General features: G+C 64.5%; 16 protein-coding genes. 5 read left to right on the top strand and 11 right to left on the bottom strand.

Translation table 11 applies throughout. The features are described from left to right. Positions 1-151: 151 nt before the first annotated feature. Positions 152-2251 (top strand): S9 family peptidase, encoded by a 2100-nt coding sequence (locus tag C2U70_RS29515; protein ID WP_140982154.1) that lies wholly within the window; start codon positions 152-154, stop codon positions 2249-2251. Between the two features lie 157 nt (positions 2252-2408). Here the strand turns inward: C2U70_RS29515 and C2U70_RS29510 are convergent, their stop codons facing one another. From C2U70_RS29510 to C2U70_RS29485, 6 genes are all read right to left on the bottom strand, one after another. Continuing rightward, complete coding sequence (locus tag C2U70_RS29510; RefSeq protein ID WP_140982153.1) at positions 2409-3500, bottom strand: SMP-30/gluconolactonase/LRE family protein; 1092 nt, start codon at positions 3498-3500, stop codon at positions 2409-2411. A 66-nt stretch (positions 3501-3566) separates the two neighbouring features. Beyond that, positions 3567-4286 (bottom strand): ribonuclease activity regulator RraA, encoded by a 720-nt coding sequence (locus C2U70_RS29505; RefSeq protein WP_140982152.1) that lies wholly within the window; start codon positions 4284-4286, stop codon positions 3567-3569. Positions 4287-4435: 149 nt separating this feature from the next. Next, positions 4436-6172: an L-arabinonate dehydratase gene (araD, locus tag C2U70_RS29500; RefSeq protein ID WP_186294553.1), complete on the bottom strand. Its 1737-nt coding sequence runs from the start codon at positions 6170-6172 to the stop codon at positions 4436-4438. Then, the gene (locus tag C2U70_RS29495; protein ID WP_140982151.1) at positions 6169-7032 is read right to left on the bottom strand and encodes an ABC transporter permease; all 864 of its coding nucleotides are present in this window, start codon (positions 7030-7032) and stop codon (positions 6169-6171) included. Before C2U70_RS29495 ends, araD begins: the two co-directional genes overlap by 4 nt. Positions 7033-7043: 11 nt before the next feature. Then, complete coding sequence (locus C2U70_RS29490; RefSeq protein ID WP_140982150.1) at positions 7044-7805, bottom strand: ABC transporter ATP-binding protein; 762 nt, start codon at positions 7803-7805, stop codon at positions 7044-7046. Then, on the bottom strand, positions 7805-8821 hold the full coding sequence (locus C2U70_RS29485) for an ABC transporter substrate-binding protein (protein WP_140982149.1): 1017 nt from the start codon (positions 8819-8821) through the stop codon (positions 7805-7807). The genes C2U70_RS29490 and C2U70_RS29485 overlap by 1 nt, the downstream gene beginning before the upstream one ends. 95 nt (positions 8822-8916) lie before the next feature. Here C2U70_RS29485 and C2U70_RS29480 point away from each other — a divergent pair, with 95 nt between their 5' ends. From C2U70_RS29480 to C2U70_RS29470, 3 genes are all read left to right on the top strand, one after another. Beyond that, complete coding sequence (locus tag C2U70_RS29480; protein ID WP_140982148.1) at positions 8917-9633, top strand: GntR family transcriptional regulator; 717 nt, start codon at positions 8917-8919, stop codon at positions 9631-9633. Positions 9634-9763: 130 nt separating this feature from the next. Continuing rightward, the gene (locus tag C2U70_RS29475; protein ID WP_140982147.1) at positions 9764-10204 is read left to right on the top strand and encodes a response regulator; all 441 of its coding nucleotides are present in this window, start codon (positions 9764-9766) and stop codon (positions 10202-10204) included. 67 nt (positions 10205-10271) lie between these two features. Further along, positions 10272-13772, top strand: a complete 3501-nt coding sequence (locus C2U70_RS29470; protein ID WP_140982146.1) for a PAS domain S-box protein — start codon at positions 10272-10274, stop codon at positions 13770-13772. Between the two features lie 139 nt (positions 13773-13911). Here the strand turns inward: C2U70_RS29470 and C2U70_RS29465 are convergent, their stop codons facing one another. After that, entirely contained in the window at positions 13912-14547 is a 636-nt protein-coding gene (locus C2U70_RS29465) for a response regulator transcription factor (protein WP_140982145.1), read from the bottom strand. A gap of 150 nt (positions 14548-14697) precedes the next feature. On the opposite strand from C2U70_RS29465, the gene C2U70_RS29460 reads away from it, so the two are divergent. After that, on the top strand, positions 14698-15033 hold the full coding sequence (locus C2U70_RS29460) for a hypothetical protein (protein WP_140982144.1): 336 nt from the start codon (positions 14698-14700) through the stop codon (positions 15031-15033). A 10-nt stretch (positions 15034-15043) separates the two neighbouring features. On the opposite strand, the gene C2U70_RS29455 is transcribed toward C2U70_RS29460, so the two are convergent. The 4 genes from C2U70_RS29455 to C2U70_RS29440 all read right to left on the bottom strand — a co-directional run bounded on the left by C2U70_RS29455 (position 15044) and on the right by C2U70_RS29440 (position 17317). Continuing rightward, positions 15044-15547 carry a response regulator gene (locus C2U70_RS29455; protein WP_140982143.1) on the bottom strand — a complete coding sequence of 168 codons (504 nt, stop codon included), beginning with the start codon at positions 15545-15547 and terminating at the stop codon, positions 15044-15046. Between the two features lie 140 nt (positions 15548-15687). Continuing rightward, positions 15688-16005: a PilZ domain-containing protein gene (locus C2U70_RS29450; RefSeq protein ID WP_140982142.1), complete on the bottom strand. Its 318-nt coding sequence runs from the start codon at positions 16003-16005 to the stop codon at positions 15688-15690. Then, positions 16002-16889 (bottom strand): CheR family methyltransferase, encoded by an 888-nt coding sequence (locus C2U70_RS29445; protein WP_140982141.1) that lies wholly within the window; start codon positions 16887-16889, stop codon positions 16002-16004. Before C2U70_RS29445 ends, C2U70_RS29450 begins: the two co-directional genes overlap by 4 nt. Before the next feature lie 41 nt (positions 16890-16930). Beyond that, positions 16931-17317, bottom strand: coding sequence for a response regulator (locus tag C2U70_RS29440; protein WP_140982140.1), 387 nt, complete (start codon positions 17315-17317; stop codon positions 16931-16933). Between the last annotated feature and the right edge of the window lie 80 nt (positions 17318-17397).

Genomic DNA, 17397 nt, shown 5'->3' with positions numbered 1-17397 from the left:
GGTGAGGGGCTGCATCCGCAGCGACAGTAACAGTTGGACTCGCGGAGAGTCCCCCTCACCCGAATTCGATCTGCGATCGAATTCGACCTCTCCCCGCAAGCGGGGCGAGGTGAAGAACGCCAGCGTGCGAAAGTTTTTGAACGAGGACCGAGTGACACAGACTGCAAAGCCTTCCAAGCCCCCCGTCGCGCCGCGGCGGCCACATTCCTTCAGCCGTCACGGCATCAATGTTGCCGACGATTATGCCTGGCTGAAGGACGAGAAGTGGCAGGAGGTTCTGCGCGATCCCGCGGTGCTCGATCCCGACATCCGCAAATATCTCGAGGAAGAGAACGTCTATACCGAGAGCCTGCTCGGCCATACCGCGCCGCTTCAGAAGGTGCTGGTGCGCGAGATGCGCGGCCGGATCAAGGAGGACGATTCCAGCGTACCGTCGCCGGACGGCCAGTACGCCTATTTCCGCAAGTTTCGCGAGGGCGGGCAGCACGAGCTGTTCGGCCGCATGCCGCGCAACGGTGGCGAGAGCCATATCGTGCTCGACGGCGATGCGCTCGCCAAGGACCACAAATATTTCAAGTTTGGCGGCAGCCGGCATTCACCCGACCACAGGCTGCAGGCGTGGAGCGCGGATACCAAGGGCTCCGAATATTTCTCGATCCGCGTGCGCGATTGGGCCACGGGCAGGGATCTGGACGATTTTGTCGGAGAGACCGACGGCGGCGTGGTCTGGAGCAGGGACGCCAAGAGCTTCTTCTACGTCAAGCTCGACGACAACCACCGCCCGATGCAGGTGTGGCGGCACAGGCTCGGCACCAAACAGGCCGACGACACCCTGGTCTATGAGGAGCAGGATGCCGGCTGGTTCACCCATCTGCACGAGAGCACCTCGGGGCGCTTCTGCGTGATCGCGGGCGGCGACCACGAGACGTCGGAGCAGCGGCTGATCGATCTCGCCAATCCCGATGCGCCGCCGCGCCTGGTCGCGGCGCGCGAGGAGGGCGTGCAATATTCGCTCGCCGACCGCGGCGACGAGCTGTTCATCCTGACCAATGCCGACGACGCCATTGACTTCAAGATCGTCACCGCGCCGCTGGCCGCCTCCGAGCGCACCAACTGGCGCGACCTGATCCCCTATCGTCCCGGCATCTACATCATCGACATCGATCTCTATGCCGGCCATCTCGTGCGGCTGGAGCGCGCCAATGCGCTGCCGGCGATCGTGATCCGCGACCTCGCGACGAAGGAAGAGCACGCCATCGCATTCGACGAGGCCGCCTATTCGCTCGACACGATGGGCTCCTACGAATTCGAGACGACGAATCTGCGCTTCTCCTATTCGTCGATGACGACGCCGTCGGAGGTCTATGACTACGACATGGCGAAGCGGACGCGCACGTTGCGCAAGCGGCAGGAGATTCCCAGCGGTCACGACGCCGCCGATTACGTTACCACCCGCATCATGGCGACGTCGCATGACGGTGCGCTCGTGCCGGTCTCGATCCTGTATCGCCGCGGATTGACGCTCGACGGCTCCGCGCCGCTGCTGCTCTACGGCTACGGCTCCTACGGCATGGCGATGCCGGCATCCTTCAACGCCAACCGCCTGTCGCTGGTCGATCGCGGCTTCGTCTATGCCATCGCGCATATCCGCGGCGGCGCCGACAAGGGCTGGGGCTGGTATCTCGACGGCAAGCGCGAGAAGAAGACGAATTCGTTCGACGACTTTGCCGCCAGCGCGCGGGCGCTGATCGACGCAAAATACACCAGCGCAAAACGCATCGTCGGCCATGGCGGCTCGGCCGGCGGCATGCTGATGGGCGCGGTCGCCAACCGCGCCGGCGAATTGTTCGCCGGCATCGTGGCCGAGGTGCCGTTCGTCGACGTGCTCAACACCATGCTCGACGACACGCTGCCGCTGACGCCGCCGGAATGGCCGGAATGGGGCAACCCGATCGAAAGCGAAAAGGATTTTCGCACCATTTTGTCCTACTCGCCCTACGACAATGTCGCGGCAAAAGACTATCCGGCGATCCTGGCGATGGGCGGGCTCACCGATCCTCGAGTCACTTACTGGGAGCCGGCAAAGTGGATCGCACGCCTGCGCGCCACCATGACCGGCGGCGGCCCCGTCCTGCTCCGCACCAACATGGGCGCCGGCCATGGCGGCGCGTCGGGGCGCTTCGATCGGTTGGACGAAGTCGCGATCGTCTATGCCTTTGCGCTGTGGGCGGCGGGGATGGCGGAGGCTTAATCCCCCTCTCCCCGCTTGCGGGGAGAGAGTCGGGGTGAGGGGGAGTCTCAGCAGGGACGGTAGCAATTGGACTCGTGGTGAGTCCCCCTCACCCGTAATTCAAGCTACTCTTGAATTACGGCCTCTCCCCGCAAGCGGGGAGAGGCGAAGGACACCATCACACCGCCCCGTGCGCTTCCACATAGAGCGCGTAGACCGAATGGCTGCTTGCCATGTAGAGGCGGTTGTTCTTGGGACCGCCGAAGCAGAGATTGGCGCAGCGTTCGGGGAGGCGGATGAAGGCGAGCGGCTTGCCTTCGGGGTTGAACACCATGACGCCGTCGAGATCCTCCGGTTTGCCCTTGAGCTGGTAGACCTTTCGGCCGCCGACATCCGTCGGCTCGCCCTGCAGCGCACCGTTCGAACCCCAGCCGCACCAGAGGTTGCCGTCGCGGTCGACGCGGAAGCCGTCGAGCGAGCCCTGGTCGGCGGCATCGATCAGCTTGGTCTTGCCGCTTAAGCTCCCGTCGTCGCCGACATTGTAGCTCCAGATGCTGCGGTTGGGCGTGCCCTTCCACTCGACAATGTAGAGCTTCCTCTCGTCCGGCGAGAAGGCGAGGCCGTTCGGATTGACGAGGTCGGTGACGACGGCGGTGAGCTTTCCGTCCTTGGCGAGGCGGTAGACGTTGGTGGTGGCCTGCTCGGATTTCTCCTTCTTGCCCTCCCACTCGCCATTGATGCCGAACAAGGGATCGGTGAACCAGATGCTGTCGTCGGACTTCACCACGATATCGTTCGGCGCGTTCAGCCGCTTGCCCTCGAACTTGTCGGCCAGCACCGTGATCTTGCCGTCCTTCTCGGTGCGGGTGATGCGGCGGGTGACGGAGTGCTCGCAGGTGACGAGGCGGCCCTGGCGGTCGCGTGTATTGCCATTGGCGTAGTTGGCATTGGCGCGGAACACGCTGGTCTGCCCGGTCTTCTCGTCGAATTTCATGATCCGGTTGTTCGGGATGTCCGAGAACAGCAGATAGCCGCCCTCCGGGAAATAGGCGGGGCCTTCCGCCCAGCGCATGCCGGTCGCAACCTGCTCGACCGTCGAGGAGTAGAGCCGGTATTTTGCGAAGGCCGGATCCAGGATCTGGATCGCGGGATCGGGATAGCGCTGGTTCGGCGAGAACGGGAAAGACTGGGCGCCGGCGGTACGAGCCAGAAGCGTGGAAGCAGCCAGCGCGCCGGCGCCGGCCAAGAGATCGCGTCGTGTCTGATTCATCGGTTCCTCCCTGCTGATGTGAGGCCGGCGCTTGCGATGGCCGGCCCGTTTTCTCGACTTCAGTAGTTAACGGCCGTTCGCCTTGCGCCAAGCCGCAAAATCCGTGAGCGTCTGCGGATCGGTCGCCGGATAAAGCCCAAAGATGCCGCGGCCCTTGCCGACTTCCTCGGTCACGAAATCCTCGAACGCGGTCATCTCAAAAGTCTCGTTGGCGATCTCGTCGGCGAGATGCGCGGGGATCACGATCACACCGTCGGCATCGCCGAGGATGACGTCGCCGGGGAACACCGGCGCATCGCCGCAGCCGATGGGCACGTTGATCTCGATCGCCTGGTGCAGCGTCAGGTTGGTCGGCGCGGACGGACGATGGTGGTAGGCGGGGATGCCGAGCTTTGCGATCTCCGCGGAATCGCGAAAGCCGCCGTCGGTGACGACGCCGGCGACCCCGCGCTTCATCAGCCGCGTCACCAGGATCGCGCCGGCCGAGGCCGCGCGGGCGTCCTTGCGGCTGTCCATGACAAGCACGCTGCCTGCCGGGCAATCCTCGACCGCCTTGCGCTGGGGGTGGGAGCGGTCCTTGAACACGTCGATGGTGTTGAGATCCTCGCGCGCCGGCATGTAGCGTAGCGTGAAGGCTTCGCCGACCATGGTCGGCTGGTCCGGACCGACGGGATGCACGTCCTGGATCATCTGGATGCGCAGGCCGCGCTTGAACAAAGCGGTGGCGACGGTGGCGGTGGAGACGGATTTGAGCTTGGTGCGGGTGGCGTCGCTGAGTTTGGACATTTTGAACTCATTCTCTCTTTCGTCATTCCGGGGCGCGCGTAGCGCGAGCCCGGAATCCATCGGGCTGCATGCGCTGTGGTGAAATGGGTTCCGGGTTCGATGCTCCGGGCCGCGCTTCGCGGTCCCGTCGCATCGCCCCGGAACGACGGTCAGTAAATCGACGGCTCGCCGATCGGCGCGCCAAAGCCGGTCTCCAGGAAATCGAAATCGCAGCCGTCATTGGCCTGCTTGATGTGCTTCGAGAACATCCAGCCATAGCCGCGCTCGAAGCGGCGCTCGGGCTGCTTCCAGGCGGCGCGACGCTTGGCGAGCTCGGCTTCGCCCACATCGAGATTGATGGTGCGCGCGGCAACGTCCAGCGTGATGCGATCGCCGTTCTGGACCAGCGCCAGCGGCCCGCCGACATAGGATTCGGGTGCGACATGCAGAATACAGGCGCCGTAGCTGGTGCCGCTCATGCGCGCATCCGAGATGCGCACCATGTCGCGCACGCCCTGCTTCACGAGTTTTGTCGGGATCGGCAGCATGCCCCATTCCGGCATGCCCGGCCCGCCCTGCGGCCCCGCGTTGCGCAGGATGAGGACGTGGTCCGCGGTGACGTCGAGATTGGGATCGTCGACCGCCTTCTTCATCGACGGATAATCGTCGAACACCAAAGCTGGGCCGGTGTGCTTGAGGAAGCGCGTTTCGCACGCACTCGGCTTGATCACGCAGCCATCGGGCGCGAGGTTGCCCTTGAGGACGGCGAGCGCGCCTTCCTTGTAGATGGGGTTTTCGACCGAGCGGATGACGTCGTCATTGTGAACCTCGGCGCCGGCGATGTTCTCGCCGACGGTCTTGCCCGTCACCGTGATGCAGTCGAGATGCAGATGCTGCCTGATCTCGCCCATCAGCGCCGGCAGGCCGCCGGCGTAGAAGAAGTCCTCCATCAGATAGGTATCGCCGCTCGGGCGCACATTGGCGATCACGGGCACCTTGCGGCTCGCGGTCTCAAAATCGTCGAGGCCGATGTCCTGGCCGGCGCGGCGGGCCTGCGCGATCAGATGGATGATGGCGTTGGTCGAGCAGCCCATGGCCATCGCCACCGCGATCGCGTTCTCGAAGGCTTTTCGGGTCTGGATCGCCTTCGGCGTCAAATCCTCCCAGACCATCTCGACGATGCGGCGGCCGCATTCCGAGGCCATGCGGATGTGGTTGGCGTCGGCAGCGGGAATCGAGGAGGCGCCGGGCAGCGTCATGCCGATGGCTTCGGCAATCGCCGTCATGGTCGAGGCCGTGCCCATGGTCATGCAGGTGCCGTAGCTGCGCGCGATGCCGGCCTCGATGTCGACCCAGTCCTTGTCAGAAATCTTTCCGGCGCGCCGCTCGTCCCAGTATTTCCAGCCGTCGGAGCCGGAGCCCAGCGTCTTGCCCTTCCAGTTACCGCGCAGCATGGGACCGGCCGGCAGATAGATCGCCGGGATGTTCATCGAGGTGGCGCCGAGCAGCAGCGCCGGCGTGGTCTTGTCGCAGCCGCCCATCAGCACCACGCCGTCGACGGGATGGCTGCGCAGCAGCTCCTCCGCGTCCATCGCCAGCAGGTTGCGATAGAGCATGGTGGTCGGCTTCAACAGCGATTCCGACAGCGAGAGCGCGGGCAGCTCGATCGGCAGGCCGCCGGCCATCAGGATACCGCGCTTGACGTCGTCGACCCGCGACTTGAAGTGCATGTGGCAGGGCTGTGCATCCGACCAGGTGTTGAGGATCGCGATGCAGGGGCGGTCCTTCCACTCCTCCGGCGCGTAGCCCATCTGCATGGCGCGGGAGCGATGGCCGAACGAGCGGAGGTCGTCGGGCGCGAACCAGCGCGCGCTGCGGAGCTGGCCGGGGGTTTTCTTCTTGGTCATGATTGGGTGCCCCATTTCTGGACGGTGTTCCGCTCGATGGCGCGGAAGATCAGATTCTCGACAAAGAGCCCGATGATAATCACCGTCAAGAGGCCTGCGAAGACCGCGGGTATATCGAGCAGGTTGCGGTTCTCGAAGATGAACCAGCCGAGCCCGCCCTGCCCCGAGGACACGCCGAATACCAGCTCGGCCGCGATCAGGGTGCGCCAGGCAAAGGCCCAGCCGATCTTGAGGCCGGTGAGGATCGAGCCGAAGGCGGCCGGGATCAGGATCTTTGCGACATAGGGCAGCCCGCGCAGCCCGTAATTGCGGCCGACCATGCGCAGCGTGTTCGACACGCTCTTGAAGCCGGAATGGGTGTTGAGCGCGACCGGCCACAGCACCGAATGGATCAGCACGAAAACGAGGCTGCCATTGCCGAGCCCGAACCAGATCAGCGCCAGCGGCAACAGCGCGATGGCAGGCAGCGGGTTGAACATCGCCGTGACGGTCTCGAGGAAGTCGGTGCCGATCCGGGTCGAGATCGCGAGCACCGTGAAGATGGCCGCGAGCACGATGCCGGCCGAATAGCCCATGAAGAGCACCTTCAACGAGGACCAGGCCCGCATCGGGATGGTGCCGTCCTTCACGCGGTCGAACAGCGTGACGATGGTGTCGTGCAAGGTCGGAAACAGCAGGGGATTGTCGAGATAGACGCCGTAGGCTTCCCAGACCGCAGCCAGGAACAGGATGATAACGGCCTTGCGGACAAAACCGTCGTTCCACAACAGCTCGAGCACGGTCAGCTTGCGCTCGACTTCGCCTGCGCTGCCGGCGGCGGCAACAGACGCGTCACGCAGCAGAATTCTCGCTTCGCCCATCAATTGCTCCCTCAGTGGGCCGTGGCTTCACCGGCGAACAGGAGATCGTGGATCTCCCTCTCCAGCCGGCCGGCGCTGCCGTCGTCATTGCCGACCTTGTCGACATCCACCACCTCGGCCTTGACCCGGCCGGGATGCGGCGACAGCAGCAGGATGCGGTTGCCGATGCGGATCGCTTCCGCGATCGAATGGGTCACGAACAGCACAGTGAATTTGGTTTCGCTCCAGAGCTGGAGCAGCTCGTCCTGGCAGGTCCGGCGCGTCAGCGCGTCGAGCGCGGCGAACGGCTCGTCCATCAAAAGGATATCCGGCTCCATCGCCATGCCGCGCGCGATCGCGACGCGCTGCTTCATGCCGCCGGAGAGCGTGTGCGGATAGGCATCGACCACGCGGGTCAGCCCGACTTTCTCGATATAGGCCCGCGCGCGTGCCTCGCCGTCCTTGCGCGACAGCTTTCGCGCGGTCAGCAGCGGAAACATGACATTGGCGAGAACGGTCTTCCAGGGCAGGAGCTGGTCGAACTCCTGGAAGATCATCATCCGGTCGGCGCCGGGGCCGCGGATCTCGCGATCGCCGATCGTCATCCGGCCTTCGCTTGGCGTCATATAGCCGCCGACAGCCTTCAGGAGGGTGGACTTGCCGCAGCCTGACGGCCCGAGCAGCACGAAGCGATCGGACTTGTCGACGGTGAAGGAGACTTTTTCGGTGGCGGTGACGACCGCGCTCGACGTCTTGTAGCGCAATGTCACGGAGCTGACGTCGAGCAGGGCCATCAGTTGCCCTTCAGATCATGCGCGACGGGGAGGTAATACTCCGTCCAGGCCTTGGGCTGGGTCTTGAGCGTACCGGTCTTGAACAGATGCGCGGCGAACTTCATCGTACCCTGCGGCTCCAAATTCCACTCCATCATGCCGGGCTCCTTCAGGAGATCGAGCAGCTCTTCGACCGAGGTCTTGTCGCCGGTGATCTCCTTGTAGATCTCGACCGCCTGCCTGGTGTCGCTGCGGATCAAATCCTGCGCTTCCTTGGTGGCGTCGCGCACCGCCTGGATGATCTTCGGGTTGGCGTCGGCGAATTTCGTCGTGGTGAAGAACTGCGCCTGGCTGAGCGGGCCGCCCATCACGTCGGGCGAGGACAGCACGACATGCGCGCCCGGAACGTTCTTCAATTCGAGGAACGTGAAGGGCGGGATCGAAAAGTGGTTGTGCACCTCGTGCTTGGGATTGGCGAGCGCCGCATAGGCGTCAGGATGGCCGAGTTGCACAGTGTTGACGTCGAGCTTCGACCACTGATCGGCGCCAAAGGCCTCGGCCGCCGCGATCTGCAGCACGATCGCCTGGGTCGAGACCTTGACAGTCGGGACCGCAATCTTGTCGGTCGGACCAAAATCCTTGATCGACTTGATGTTGGCGTCCCGGCTGATCAGGGTCATCGGCTGCGCCGAAGTCGCGACGATGCCCTTCACGCCGCCGCGGGTGCGGTCCCACAGCAACAGAAGATTGCCGGTGCCGGTGTTGAGGATGTCGACGCCGCCCGCGAGCAGCGCATCGGTCTGAGCGCCGCCGCCGGAGAAGGTGATCCACTTCGTGGTGACGCCGGACACGCCGAGCGAAGCCGCGTGCTTCTCGATCAGCTTCTGCTTCTCCATGATGTGGCTCGGCATGTAGAAAATGCCGGGCTGGCGCGACAGTGTGATTTCGGATTTCTGCTGCGCGGACGCCGCGGAGGCCGACAGAGCGGTCGCGACGATCAGGGTGGCAGCCGCAAGCTTGCGAAGATGCGTGATCATTGTTGTGTGTTTCCTCCGGCCTCTGGTCGAGCCGCGTTGACCTTGCTGATGCACTAATATATTAGTGCATCAAAGGCAAGCCCGCGGGACCATCCATGGAATCATCCCTCACCGCGCCGCGCGCGGTCGCAAAACCCGCCGCCCGGCTCGATCGCGCCCGTCAGGCCGCGCCGCAGGTGTTCGAACGGCTGCGCAATGCGATCATCGCTCTGGAGCTTCCACCGGGCGCGCCGCTGTCGCGCGCGGAGCTGGCCGGCCGGTTCGGCGTCAGCTCGACGCCGGTACGCGACGCGCTGATGCGGCTCGAGGAAGAGGGGCTGGTCGACGTGTTCCCCCAGCACGCCACCGTGGTCAGCCGGATCGACGTCAGTCGCGCGCAGCAGGCGCATTTCCTGCGTCAGGCGCTGGAGCTGGAGATCGTGCGGCTGCTGGCGGCCGGCCGCGACTCGTCGCTCGTGATCCGCCTGGATCACGCCATTGCACTGCAACAGCAATTCACCAAGGCCGGCGACTTCGAGGCCTTCATAGCGGCCGACAATGATTTCCACGCCCAGCTCTATGCTGCAGCCGGCAAGCAGGACCTCTGGATGCTGGTGCGCAGCCGTAGTGGCCATATCGACCGGCTGCGCCGGCTGCATCTACCCTCACCCGGCAAGGCCCAGAACATCCTGCGCCACCACAAGCTGATCACACGCGCGATCGAAGCCGGCGACGGCGATGCCGCACAGCAGCATCTGCGCACGCATCTGTCGGGCACCCTCAGCGAGCTCGCCACGATCCGCGCGCGCCACCCGGAATATCTCAGCGACTGACCGGTTACATCTGTATGCCGGCGTGCATTTGACCGACGGAAGTTCCGGTCCGGGCGGAACTCATTGCTCGCGAAGTGCTTGCAGGAAGCGCGTTTTCCGCGCAACATTTCGGCGCTGGGAGGGCTGAGATTTGGCCAACATCCTGATCGTGGACGACGATCCGGCTGTGCAGATCACCATCCGGCTGCTGTTGGAACGGGCCGGACATCGCGTGACGCTCGCCAACGACGGCCGTGCGGGTCTCGCGCTGTTTGAGACCGATCAGTTCGACCTGCTGTTCCTCGACATATACATGCCCGGGATGGACGGGCTGGAGACGATGCGTCACGTTCGGGCACAGCGGCCGACCATCCCGATCATCGTCATTTCCGGCCGCTCGGTGACTCCAGACGCCTATGCCGAACCCGACTTCCTGAAGATGGCAACCAAGCTCGGCGCGGTCGCAAGCCTGCAGAAGCCGTTCCGGGCCGATGCGCTGCTTGCCGCGGTCGACGGCTGCCTTGGTGCCGGCAAGGATGGCGCCGGCAAGGATGCGGCAATGAACCCCAATATCGGCTCCGGGCGTCAATGATCAGGGGGTGCATTCCGTCGCAGAGCGGAACATGCTGGGCGGGCCCCGAAGCGCTGCGAAGGCCCACATGAAGCTGGCGACCCGACTAGCCATCACGATGATCCTGCTGGTCACGGTCGCGGTCTCCGCCGTCGGATGGTTCAGCGCGCGGGCGCTCGAGGAGGCGTTGCTGCCGCGGGTACTCGACCGGATCGAGAGCCATGCGCGGCAGCTCGCCTCGGAACTCGAATCGTATGCCAATGGCGCGCGCGCCGACATCGCCACGTTCCGCACCCGCGCAGCCGCGCGCGGCATGATCAACGCCCATTTCAACAACGGCATCGATCCCGTCGACCAGCTCTCCGAATCCACCTGGCGTGAGCGCCTGCTGACGCGCCTGGTGGCCGATGTCGGCGCCAACCCGGCTTACGCCAAGTTTCGCGTCATCGGCGCCGACGGGACCGAGTATCTGCGTGTCGATCGCGAGGGTCCGAACGGGGCGGTGCGCGTCGTATCAGACGAAGCGCTGCAAAAGAAGGGCGATCGCTTCTTCTTCCAGGAAACCATCAAGCTCGCCGAGGACCAGATCTACGTCTCTCCGGTCGATCTGAATGTCGATGACGACGTGATCCAGACGCCCTACGTGCCGACCTTGCGTGTCGCAGCGCCGATCTTCGGGACGAACCACCAGCCGTTCGGCATCGTCATCGTCAACATCGACATGCGCAAGATTCTTGAACGCATCCGCACGTCCGCTCGCCCCGGCGAGCAGGTTTACGTCGTCGGTCGCAACGGCGACTATCTGGTGCATCCCGACCGCAGCCGCGAATACGGCTCTCAACTGGGAAAGCCGACCCGATGGCAAAATGACTTTCCCTATTTCGCCGCGTTCGCAGGAAAACCGGAGACGGTCTCGCAAATCGTGCCGGGCCGCGGCGGACGTCCGGGCGGTGCGGCGATCGCCTCCGCCGTGCTGGCTCAGGATCAGTGGGTCGGCGTCATCCGGGTCGCGCCCAACGCCGCCTTCATGGCGCTGGCCGTCACCATCCAGAACACCAGTCTCACGATCGGCATCATCGCCGTGCTGGTTGCGGCTGCGCTGGCCGTGCTGCTCGCACGCACGCTGACCCAGCCGATCGGCCAGCTCACGGCCGCGGTCGAGAGCATCGGCCGCGATAATCCCGTCGCCATTCCGGTCGATGCACCCGGCGAGACCGGCGTGTTGGCGCGGGCCTTCGCGCGGATGGTCGAGGAGACCCGGGCCAAGACCGCAGCGCTGCAGCGCGAGGTGCTGGAGCGACATCGCACCGAAGCCGCACGCGATCACTACGCCGCACGCGAGCGCCTGTTCAGTGCCGCGGTGGAATCGTCCGACGATGCGATCGTGATGCAGTCGCTCGACGGCATCATCACCGGCTGGAACAAGGCCGCGGAGCAGCTCTACGGCTTCTCGGCTGAGGAAGCGGTCGGCAAACCGACCGCGATCATCGTGCCCGAGGACCGCCGGCACGAGGCCAAGGATTATCTGCGGCGGATCACCGCCGGCGAGGCGATCGAGCGCTACGAGACCGTACGCATCCGCAAGGACGGCACGCCGGTGGAAATCGCGGTGAGCCTGTCGCCGATCCGGGGGCCATCAGGCGAGATCATCGGCGCGTCCGGCGCCGCCCGCAACGTCACGGAAGCGCGACGGATGGAACGCGCCCTGCAGCAGCAGCTCGAGGAGCGGCGGCAGATCTTCGATACCTCGCAGGATCTGATCATGATCATGGACGCCAGGGGATATGTCGCCCAGATCAGCCCGAGCTCGGCGACCATCCTCGGTTACCAGCCGCAAGAGATGGTCGGGCGCAGCGGCGCCGACTTCATCCACCCCGACCATCTGGAACGGTCGCGCGAGGAGATGCGCGCGCTCAGGCACGGCGACCGCCCGACACTCGCCGACACCCGCTGCTTCCACAAGGACGGACACGAGGTCTGGCTGTCCTGGCTGGGAAGCTGGTCACAGGAGGCCAAGCGCTTCTTCTTCGTCGGACGCGACATGACCGAGGCGCGGCTCGCACAGGAGTCGCAGCGCGAGACCGAACGCCTCGCCCGCAACATCATCGAGACCGCGCTCGACGCCTTCGTCCAGACCGACGAAAACGGCAAGATCCTGGATTGGAACTCGCAGGCCGAGACGATGTTCGGCTGGCGCCGCGACGAGGCACTCGGCAAGAGCGCCATCGACCTGATCGTCGCCGAGGGTGAGCGGGAGCGCATCAGGGCGGGCCTGCTGCGCTTCCTGGAAACCCGGGAAGGCCGGCTGCTCGACCGCCGCCGCGAGATGACGATGCGACGCCGCGACGGCAAGGAATTCAGGGCCGAGCTGAGCGTCACGGCGCTCAAGCGCCGCGAGGGCCTGCTGTTCAACGTGTTCTACCGCGACCTCACCGACAAGATCGCCGCCGAGGAACGGATGCGCCACTCCGAAAAGATGGAGGCGATCGGCCAGCTCACCGGCGGCGTGGCCCATGATTTCAACAACATCCTCACCGTCATCACCGGCACTATCGAGATTCTGGCCGATGCGGTGGCGAAGGAGCCGCAGCTTGCGGCGATCACCAAGATGATCGACGAGGCGGCCGGGCGCGGCGCCGAGCTCACTCAACACTTGCTCGCCTTTGCGCGAAAACAGCCGCTGCAGCCGCGCGAGATCGACGTCAATTCGCTGATCGTCGACACCGCAAAGCTGCTGCGGCCGACGCTTGGCGAGCAGATCCAGATCGAGACCGTGTTCGAGGAGGAGACCTGCGTGGCGATGGTCGACCCTAACCAGTTGACGACGGCGCTGCTCAATCTCGCCCTCAACGCGCGCGACGCCATGCCCAACGGCGGCAAGCTGATCCTCGAGACCGGCGCTGCGTATCTCGATGAGGTCTATGCCAGCGTCAACGACATCCGTCCGGGCCATTACGTACTGATCGCGGTGAGCGACACCGGCAGCGGCATTCCTTCGAAGCTGCTGGACAGGGTGTTCGATCCCTTCTTCACCTCGAAGGGCATCGGCAAAGGCACCGGCCTCGGCCTGTCCATGGTCTACGGTTTCATCAAGCAATCGACCGGACACATCCGGATCTACAGCGAGGAAGGCCACGGCACCACGATCAAGATGTATTTGCCGCCCGGCAACACGCCGACCGCAAGCAGCGAGGGCGTCACGCCGGCGACGATCGAGGGCGGGACCGAGACGATCCTGGTGGTCGAGGACGACCGGCTGGTTCGCGAATATGTGCTCACGCAGCTGCATGCACTCGGCTACCGCACGCTGCAGGCCGCAAACGCCGCCGAAGCGCTCGCGATCGTCGCCACCGGCAAGCCGTTCGATCTGCTCTTCACCGACGTGATCATGCCCGGCAAGATGAACGGCCGCGAGCTTGCCGACGAATTGCAGAAGACCCGCCCCGACCTCAAGGTGGTCTACACGTCCGGCTACACCGAGAATGCCATCATCCATCATGGCCGGCTCGACACCGGCGTCCTGCTGCTGGCAAAGCCCTATCGCAAGTCGGACCTCGCACGGATCTTGCGCAAGGCGCTGGACGGGTGATGCGCGCGCCGCATTCGTGTCCCGGACAAGCGAAGCGCAGATCCGGGACCCAGAACGTCTTGCTATAGCCGTCGAATGATGGGCCCCGGCTCAGCAGCGCATCATTTCATGACGCGCTGCGTCCGGGGCACGAGAAACTCTAAGACGCCCGCTGGGCCGCGGTCATCACGATGCGGATCAGATCGGCAGCGTTCCTCGCACCGAGCTTCTTCATGATGTTGGCGCGGTGGTCCTCGATGGTGCGCGGGCTGATGCCGAGCGTGCGGCCGGCTTCCTTGTTCGAGGCGCCGGCGGCGAACTGCTCGAGCACTTCGCGCTCGCGCCGCGTCAGGGGCTCGCGCCCCGGGAAATGCAACGAGCCGAATTTCGGCGCGGCGCTCTCTGCCTGCCGGCGTGCATAAGCGCCGATCGCCTCATCCAGCCGACCGACGATCTCGCTGCCGCGGAACGGCTTCTCGATGAAATCGAGCGCGCCATTCTTGATCGCACTCACGGCCATCGCGATGTCGCCCTGCCCCGAGATCATGAAGATCGGCGCCGGATAATCCTCGCCGTGCAATTCCCTGAGAATGTCGAGGCCTGATTTGCCGGGAATGTGCACGTCGAGCAGGATCGCCGCCGGCGTGCGGTTTCGCGCGACTGACAGCAGCGCTGCGCCATCGGCGAAGCAGATCACCTCATAGCCCGCCGCCTTCAACACCATCGCCAAGGTGTCGCGGACGGCAGGGTCGTCGTCGACCACAAAGATCTCGCCACGGGAGGTTTTATCGGCCATGTGCCACGTCCATTCGGCAGTAGAGAACCCGCGTCCGCGCCAACCACTTTGGCGTTCGGCACGGATTCGGCCCACCCGCATTTGTACGGGACATGAAGTTAACGCACAAGTAGCGGCGTGGCGCCTAATAGCTGTTGACGGAGAATATCCATGCACAATTATGCAGTCAGGGGACCTCTCGTCGCAGCGCCCGACAACGACAGCCATCAGTTGATCGCGGACGACCTGCGCAATCTGATCGCGCAGGTCGAAAACAGCATGCGCCTGATCGCGGCCGCGATGATGCACGAGGCTGGCGGCGACCCGGCGGGTTCCGCAGATGTCATCGTGCTCGACGACGTCACCCCGCGCTATGCGACCGCCAAGGCCGCGCTCGACGCCTGCAAGGCCGGGCTCGACCTTGCCCTTCAATGCATGATCGATGCCACCGCCCCGGCCGGCGATGAAGCCGCCGCCGTCATGCGGCGACTTCAGATGTTCGGATGAGGCACGCGCCTCAGGCGCGGTGACGTTCCACGATTGCGTTTGCGGCCACACCGCCCCAGGTATGGGTTGCGGGCAGCCCCATTGCGGTCTTGCCGAGATTGGCGAGGCTGATGCGCAGCGCCGCGAGATCGAGCGGCTTGGGCAGGCTCTGGAGCTCGATGCCGACCGAGCGGGCAAAACGGCGGGCGTCGGAGCGACGCGGGCCATCCATGCCGCTGACGACGATCACGGAGCCCGCGAACTTCGCTTCCGCCATCTCGCGCAGCACGTCGATGCCGTCGCCATCCTCCAAAACAAGGTCCAGCGTGACGCAGTCGAACCGCGCGCTGCGGAGCTTGCCGATCGCGTCCGCGACCGACGGCGACACCGTCACCTCATGACCGGCGTGCTTCGCCGCGACGCTGATCAGGCTGCGCTGCGTGGCGTCGTCGTCGACCACGAGGAGCTGCAACGGACGCCGTTCGGTCGCATCCAGCAGGTTTGAGGGGATGGAGGAGAATGAGCGTTTTGGCATTGCCGCTTCCTGACATTGAGACGGGCAATGGGATACACGGCACCCGCTTAAACCACGTAAAACCCGTGCACCGAATTCGTCAGGATGTTTTGTTCAAATCCGAGACAACGTCTTAAGCGTCGCCCACACGAGGCGGCGGGTCAGACCGTCGCGTCGTGACCGGCGGCGGCGCCGCGCTTCTTCTTGTTCTTGCCGCGCAGGAACTGGATGTCCATCTCGGCACCGTTGACGCGCACGAGTTCGCAGCGGCGGTAAGCGAGCCCGGTCGAGGACAGGAGCAGGAAGAACTCCTTCAGGTTCAAGCCCTGGATCGACCCCTCGACCGTCAGGATCGCGTCGGTGTCGGAAATCGCATTGAGCTTGCAGTCGCGACGCCAGGTCCCGTCGATGGCCATGATGCAGACATCGTAGCCGCGACTGAACGTCACACGTTCCGCACCCTTGCCATCCTCGCTCATGCTCGCAGCCCTGCTACGGCCGCCGGACGGGGCGCGGCCGCGGCAAACGCCGGCTTGGTGGCGACCGGGGCGCGGCCGTCATTGGGTTTGTAGAGGCCGCGCTTCTCCGGGATCGGCCGGAAGGTGTCGGTCAGTCCGACCACGGTCTCGGCCGCGCCGAGCACCAGGAAGCCGTCGCCCTCGACCTGCCGCGCAAGACGGTTGAAGATGTTGATCTTGGTGTCCTGATCGAAATAGATCAGCACATTGCGGCAGAAGATCACGTCGAACGTGCCGAGCTGCGAGAAGTCGTGCAGCAGGTTGAGCTGGCGGTGCTGGATCATCGACCGCAGCTCGGGATTGATCTGCCAGGTCTCACCGGTCTGCTTGAAATACTTGACCAGCATCTGGATCGGCAGGCCGCGCTGCACCTCGAACTGGCTGTAGATGCCGGCCTTGGATTTCTCCAGCACCTCCTGCGACAGGTCGGTGGCGACGATCTCGACGCGCCAACCGGTCAGCGCCGCACCCATCTCCTTCAGGCACATCGCCAGCGAATAGGGCTCCTGCCCGGTCGAGCCGGCGGCGCACCAGATGCGCACGCTCTTGCGGGCCGCGCGCGCCTTGAGCACCTCGGGCATGATGGTGTCGCGGAAATGATCGAACGGGACCTTGTCGCGGAAGAAGAAGGTCTCGTTGGTGGTCATGGCTTCGACCACGCTGGTGATCAGCGCGCTGGAGCCGGCCTGCAGCTTCTGCACGAGCTCGCCGATGCCGGACAGGTTGGCCTTGCGCGCGAGCGGCAGCAGGCGACTTTCGATCAGATATTGCTTGTCTGCAGACAGGTCGAGACCTGAATGATCCCTCAAGAACTTACGCAGATACTCATACTCGGTCGGGGTCACGGGACGCCTCTCGCAAGATTACTGGGAACGCTCAGGCAAACTCAGGCAGCAGCATGTCCGACCGGGATCAAACCGACCTCGGCAAACTTGTCGGCGATGATGTCCTTGTCGAACGGCTTCATGATGTACTCATTGGCGCCGCCGCTGAGCGCCTGGGCGATATGAGCGACGTTGTTCTCGGTGGTGCAGAACACCACCTTGGGCTGGTCGCCGCCGGGCAGCCGCCGCATGTGGCCCATGAACTCGAAGCCGTCCATGATCGGCATGTTCCAGTCGAGCAGCACTGCGTCGGGAAGCTGCTGTCGGCAGATCTCGAGCGCAATCGAGCCGTCCTCGGCTTCGGTCACCTGGAATTCGAGACCTTCCAGGATGCGGCGCGCGATCTTGCGCACGACGCTTGAATCATCGACGACCAAACATGTCTTCATTGCTGGCTCTCCGGCTTCGATGTTTGTCTTTAGCTTACGCGGCCATTTGCACGTTGGTGTGGAGCTCGAGGACGCGATCG

The sequence above is a fragment of the Bradyrhizobium guangdongense genome (assembly GCF_006483445.1).
GTDB classification, from domain to species: Bacteria; Pseudomonadota; Alphaproteobacteria; order Rhizobiales; family Xanthobacteraceae; genus Bradyrhizobium; species Bradyrhizobium guangdongense_A.
The sequence above is the reverse complement of the archived record's forward strand: the minus strand, read 5'-3'. Positions and strand labels throughout refer to the sequence as shown.

Bases quoted from the DNA above. Each gene is read 5' to 3' on its own strand.
- C2U70_RS29510 (WP_140982153.1), bottom strand. From the start codon at position 3,500: ATGAATCAGACACGACGCGATCTCTTGGCCGGCGCCGGCGCGCTGGCT.
- C2U70_RS29505 (WP_140982152.1), bottom strand. From the start codon at position 4,286: ATGTCCAAACTCAGCGACGCCACCCGCACCAAGCTCAAATCCGTCTCC.
- araD (WP_186294553.1), bottom strand. From the start codon at position 6,172: ATGACCAAGAAGAAAACCCCCGGCCAGCTCCGCAGCGCGCGCTGGTTC.
- C2U70_RS29495 (WP_140982151.1), bottom strand. From the start codon at position 7,032: ATGGGCGAAGCGAGAATTCTGCTGCGTGACGCGTCTGTTGCCGCCGCC.
- C2U70_RS29490 (WP_140982150.1), bottom strand. From the start codon at position 7,805: ATGGCCCTGCTCGACGTCAGCTCCGTGACATTGCGCTACAAGACGTCG.
- C2U70_RS29485 (WP_140982149.1), bottom strand. From the start codon at position 8,821: ATGATCACGCATCTTCGCAAGCTTGCGGCTGCCACCCTGATCGTCGCG.
- C2U70_RS29480 (WP_140982148.1), top strand. From the start codon at position 8,917: ATGGAATCATCCCTCACCGCGCCGCGCGCGGTCGCAAAACCCGCCGCC.
- C2U70_RS29470 (WP_140982146.1), top strand. From the start codon at position 10,272: ATGAAGCTGGCGACCCGACTAGCCATCACGATGATCCTGCTGGTCACG.
- C2U70_RS29465 (WP_140982145.1), bottom strand. From the start codon at position 14,547: ATGGCCGATAAAACCTCCCGTGGCGAGATCTTTGTGGTCGACGACGAC.
- C2U70_RS29460 (WP_140982144.1), top strand. From the start codon at position 14,698: ATGCACAATTATGCAGTCAGGGGACCTCTCGTCGCAGCGCCCGACAAC.
- C2U70_RS29455 (WP_140982143.1), bottom strand. From the start codon at position 15,547: ATGCCAAAACGCTCATTCTCCTCCATCCCCTCAAACCTGCTGGATGCG.
- C2U70_RS29450 (WP_140982142.1), bottom strand. From the start codon at position 16,005: ATGAGCGAGGATGGCAAGGGTGCGGAACGTGTGACGTTCAGTCGCGGC.
- C2U70_RS29440 (WP_140982140.1), bottom strand. From the start codon at position 17,317: ATGAAGACATGTTTGGTCGTCGATGATTCAAGCGTCGTGCGCAAGATC.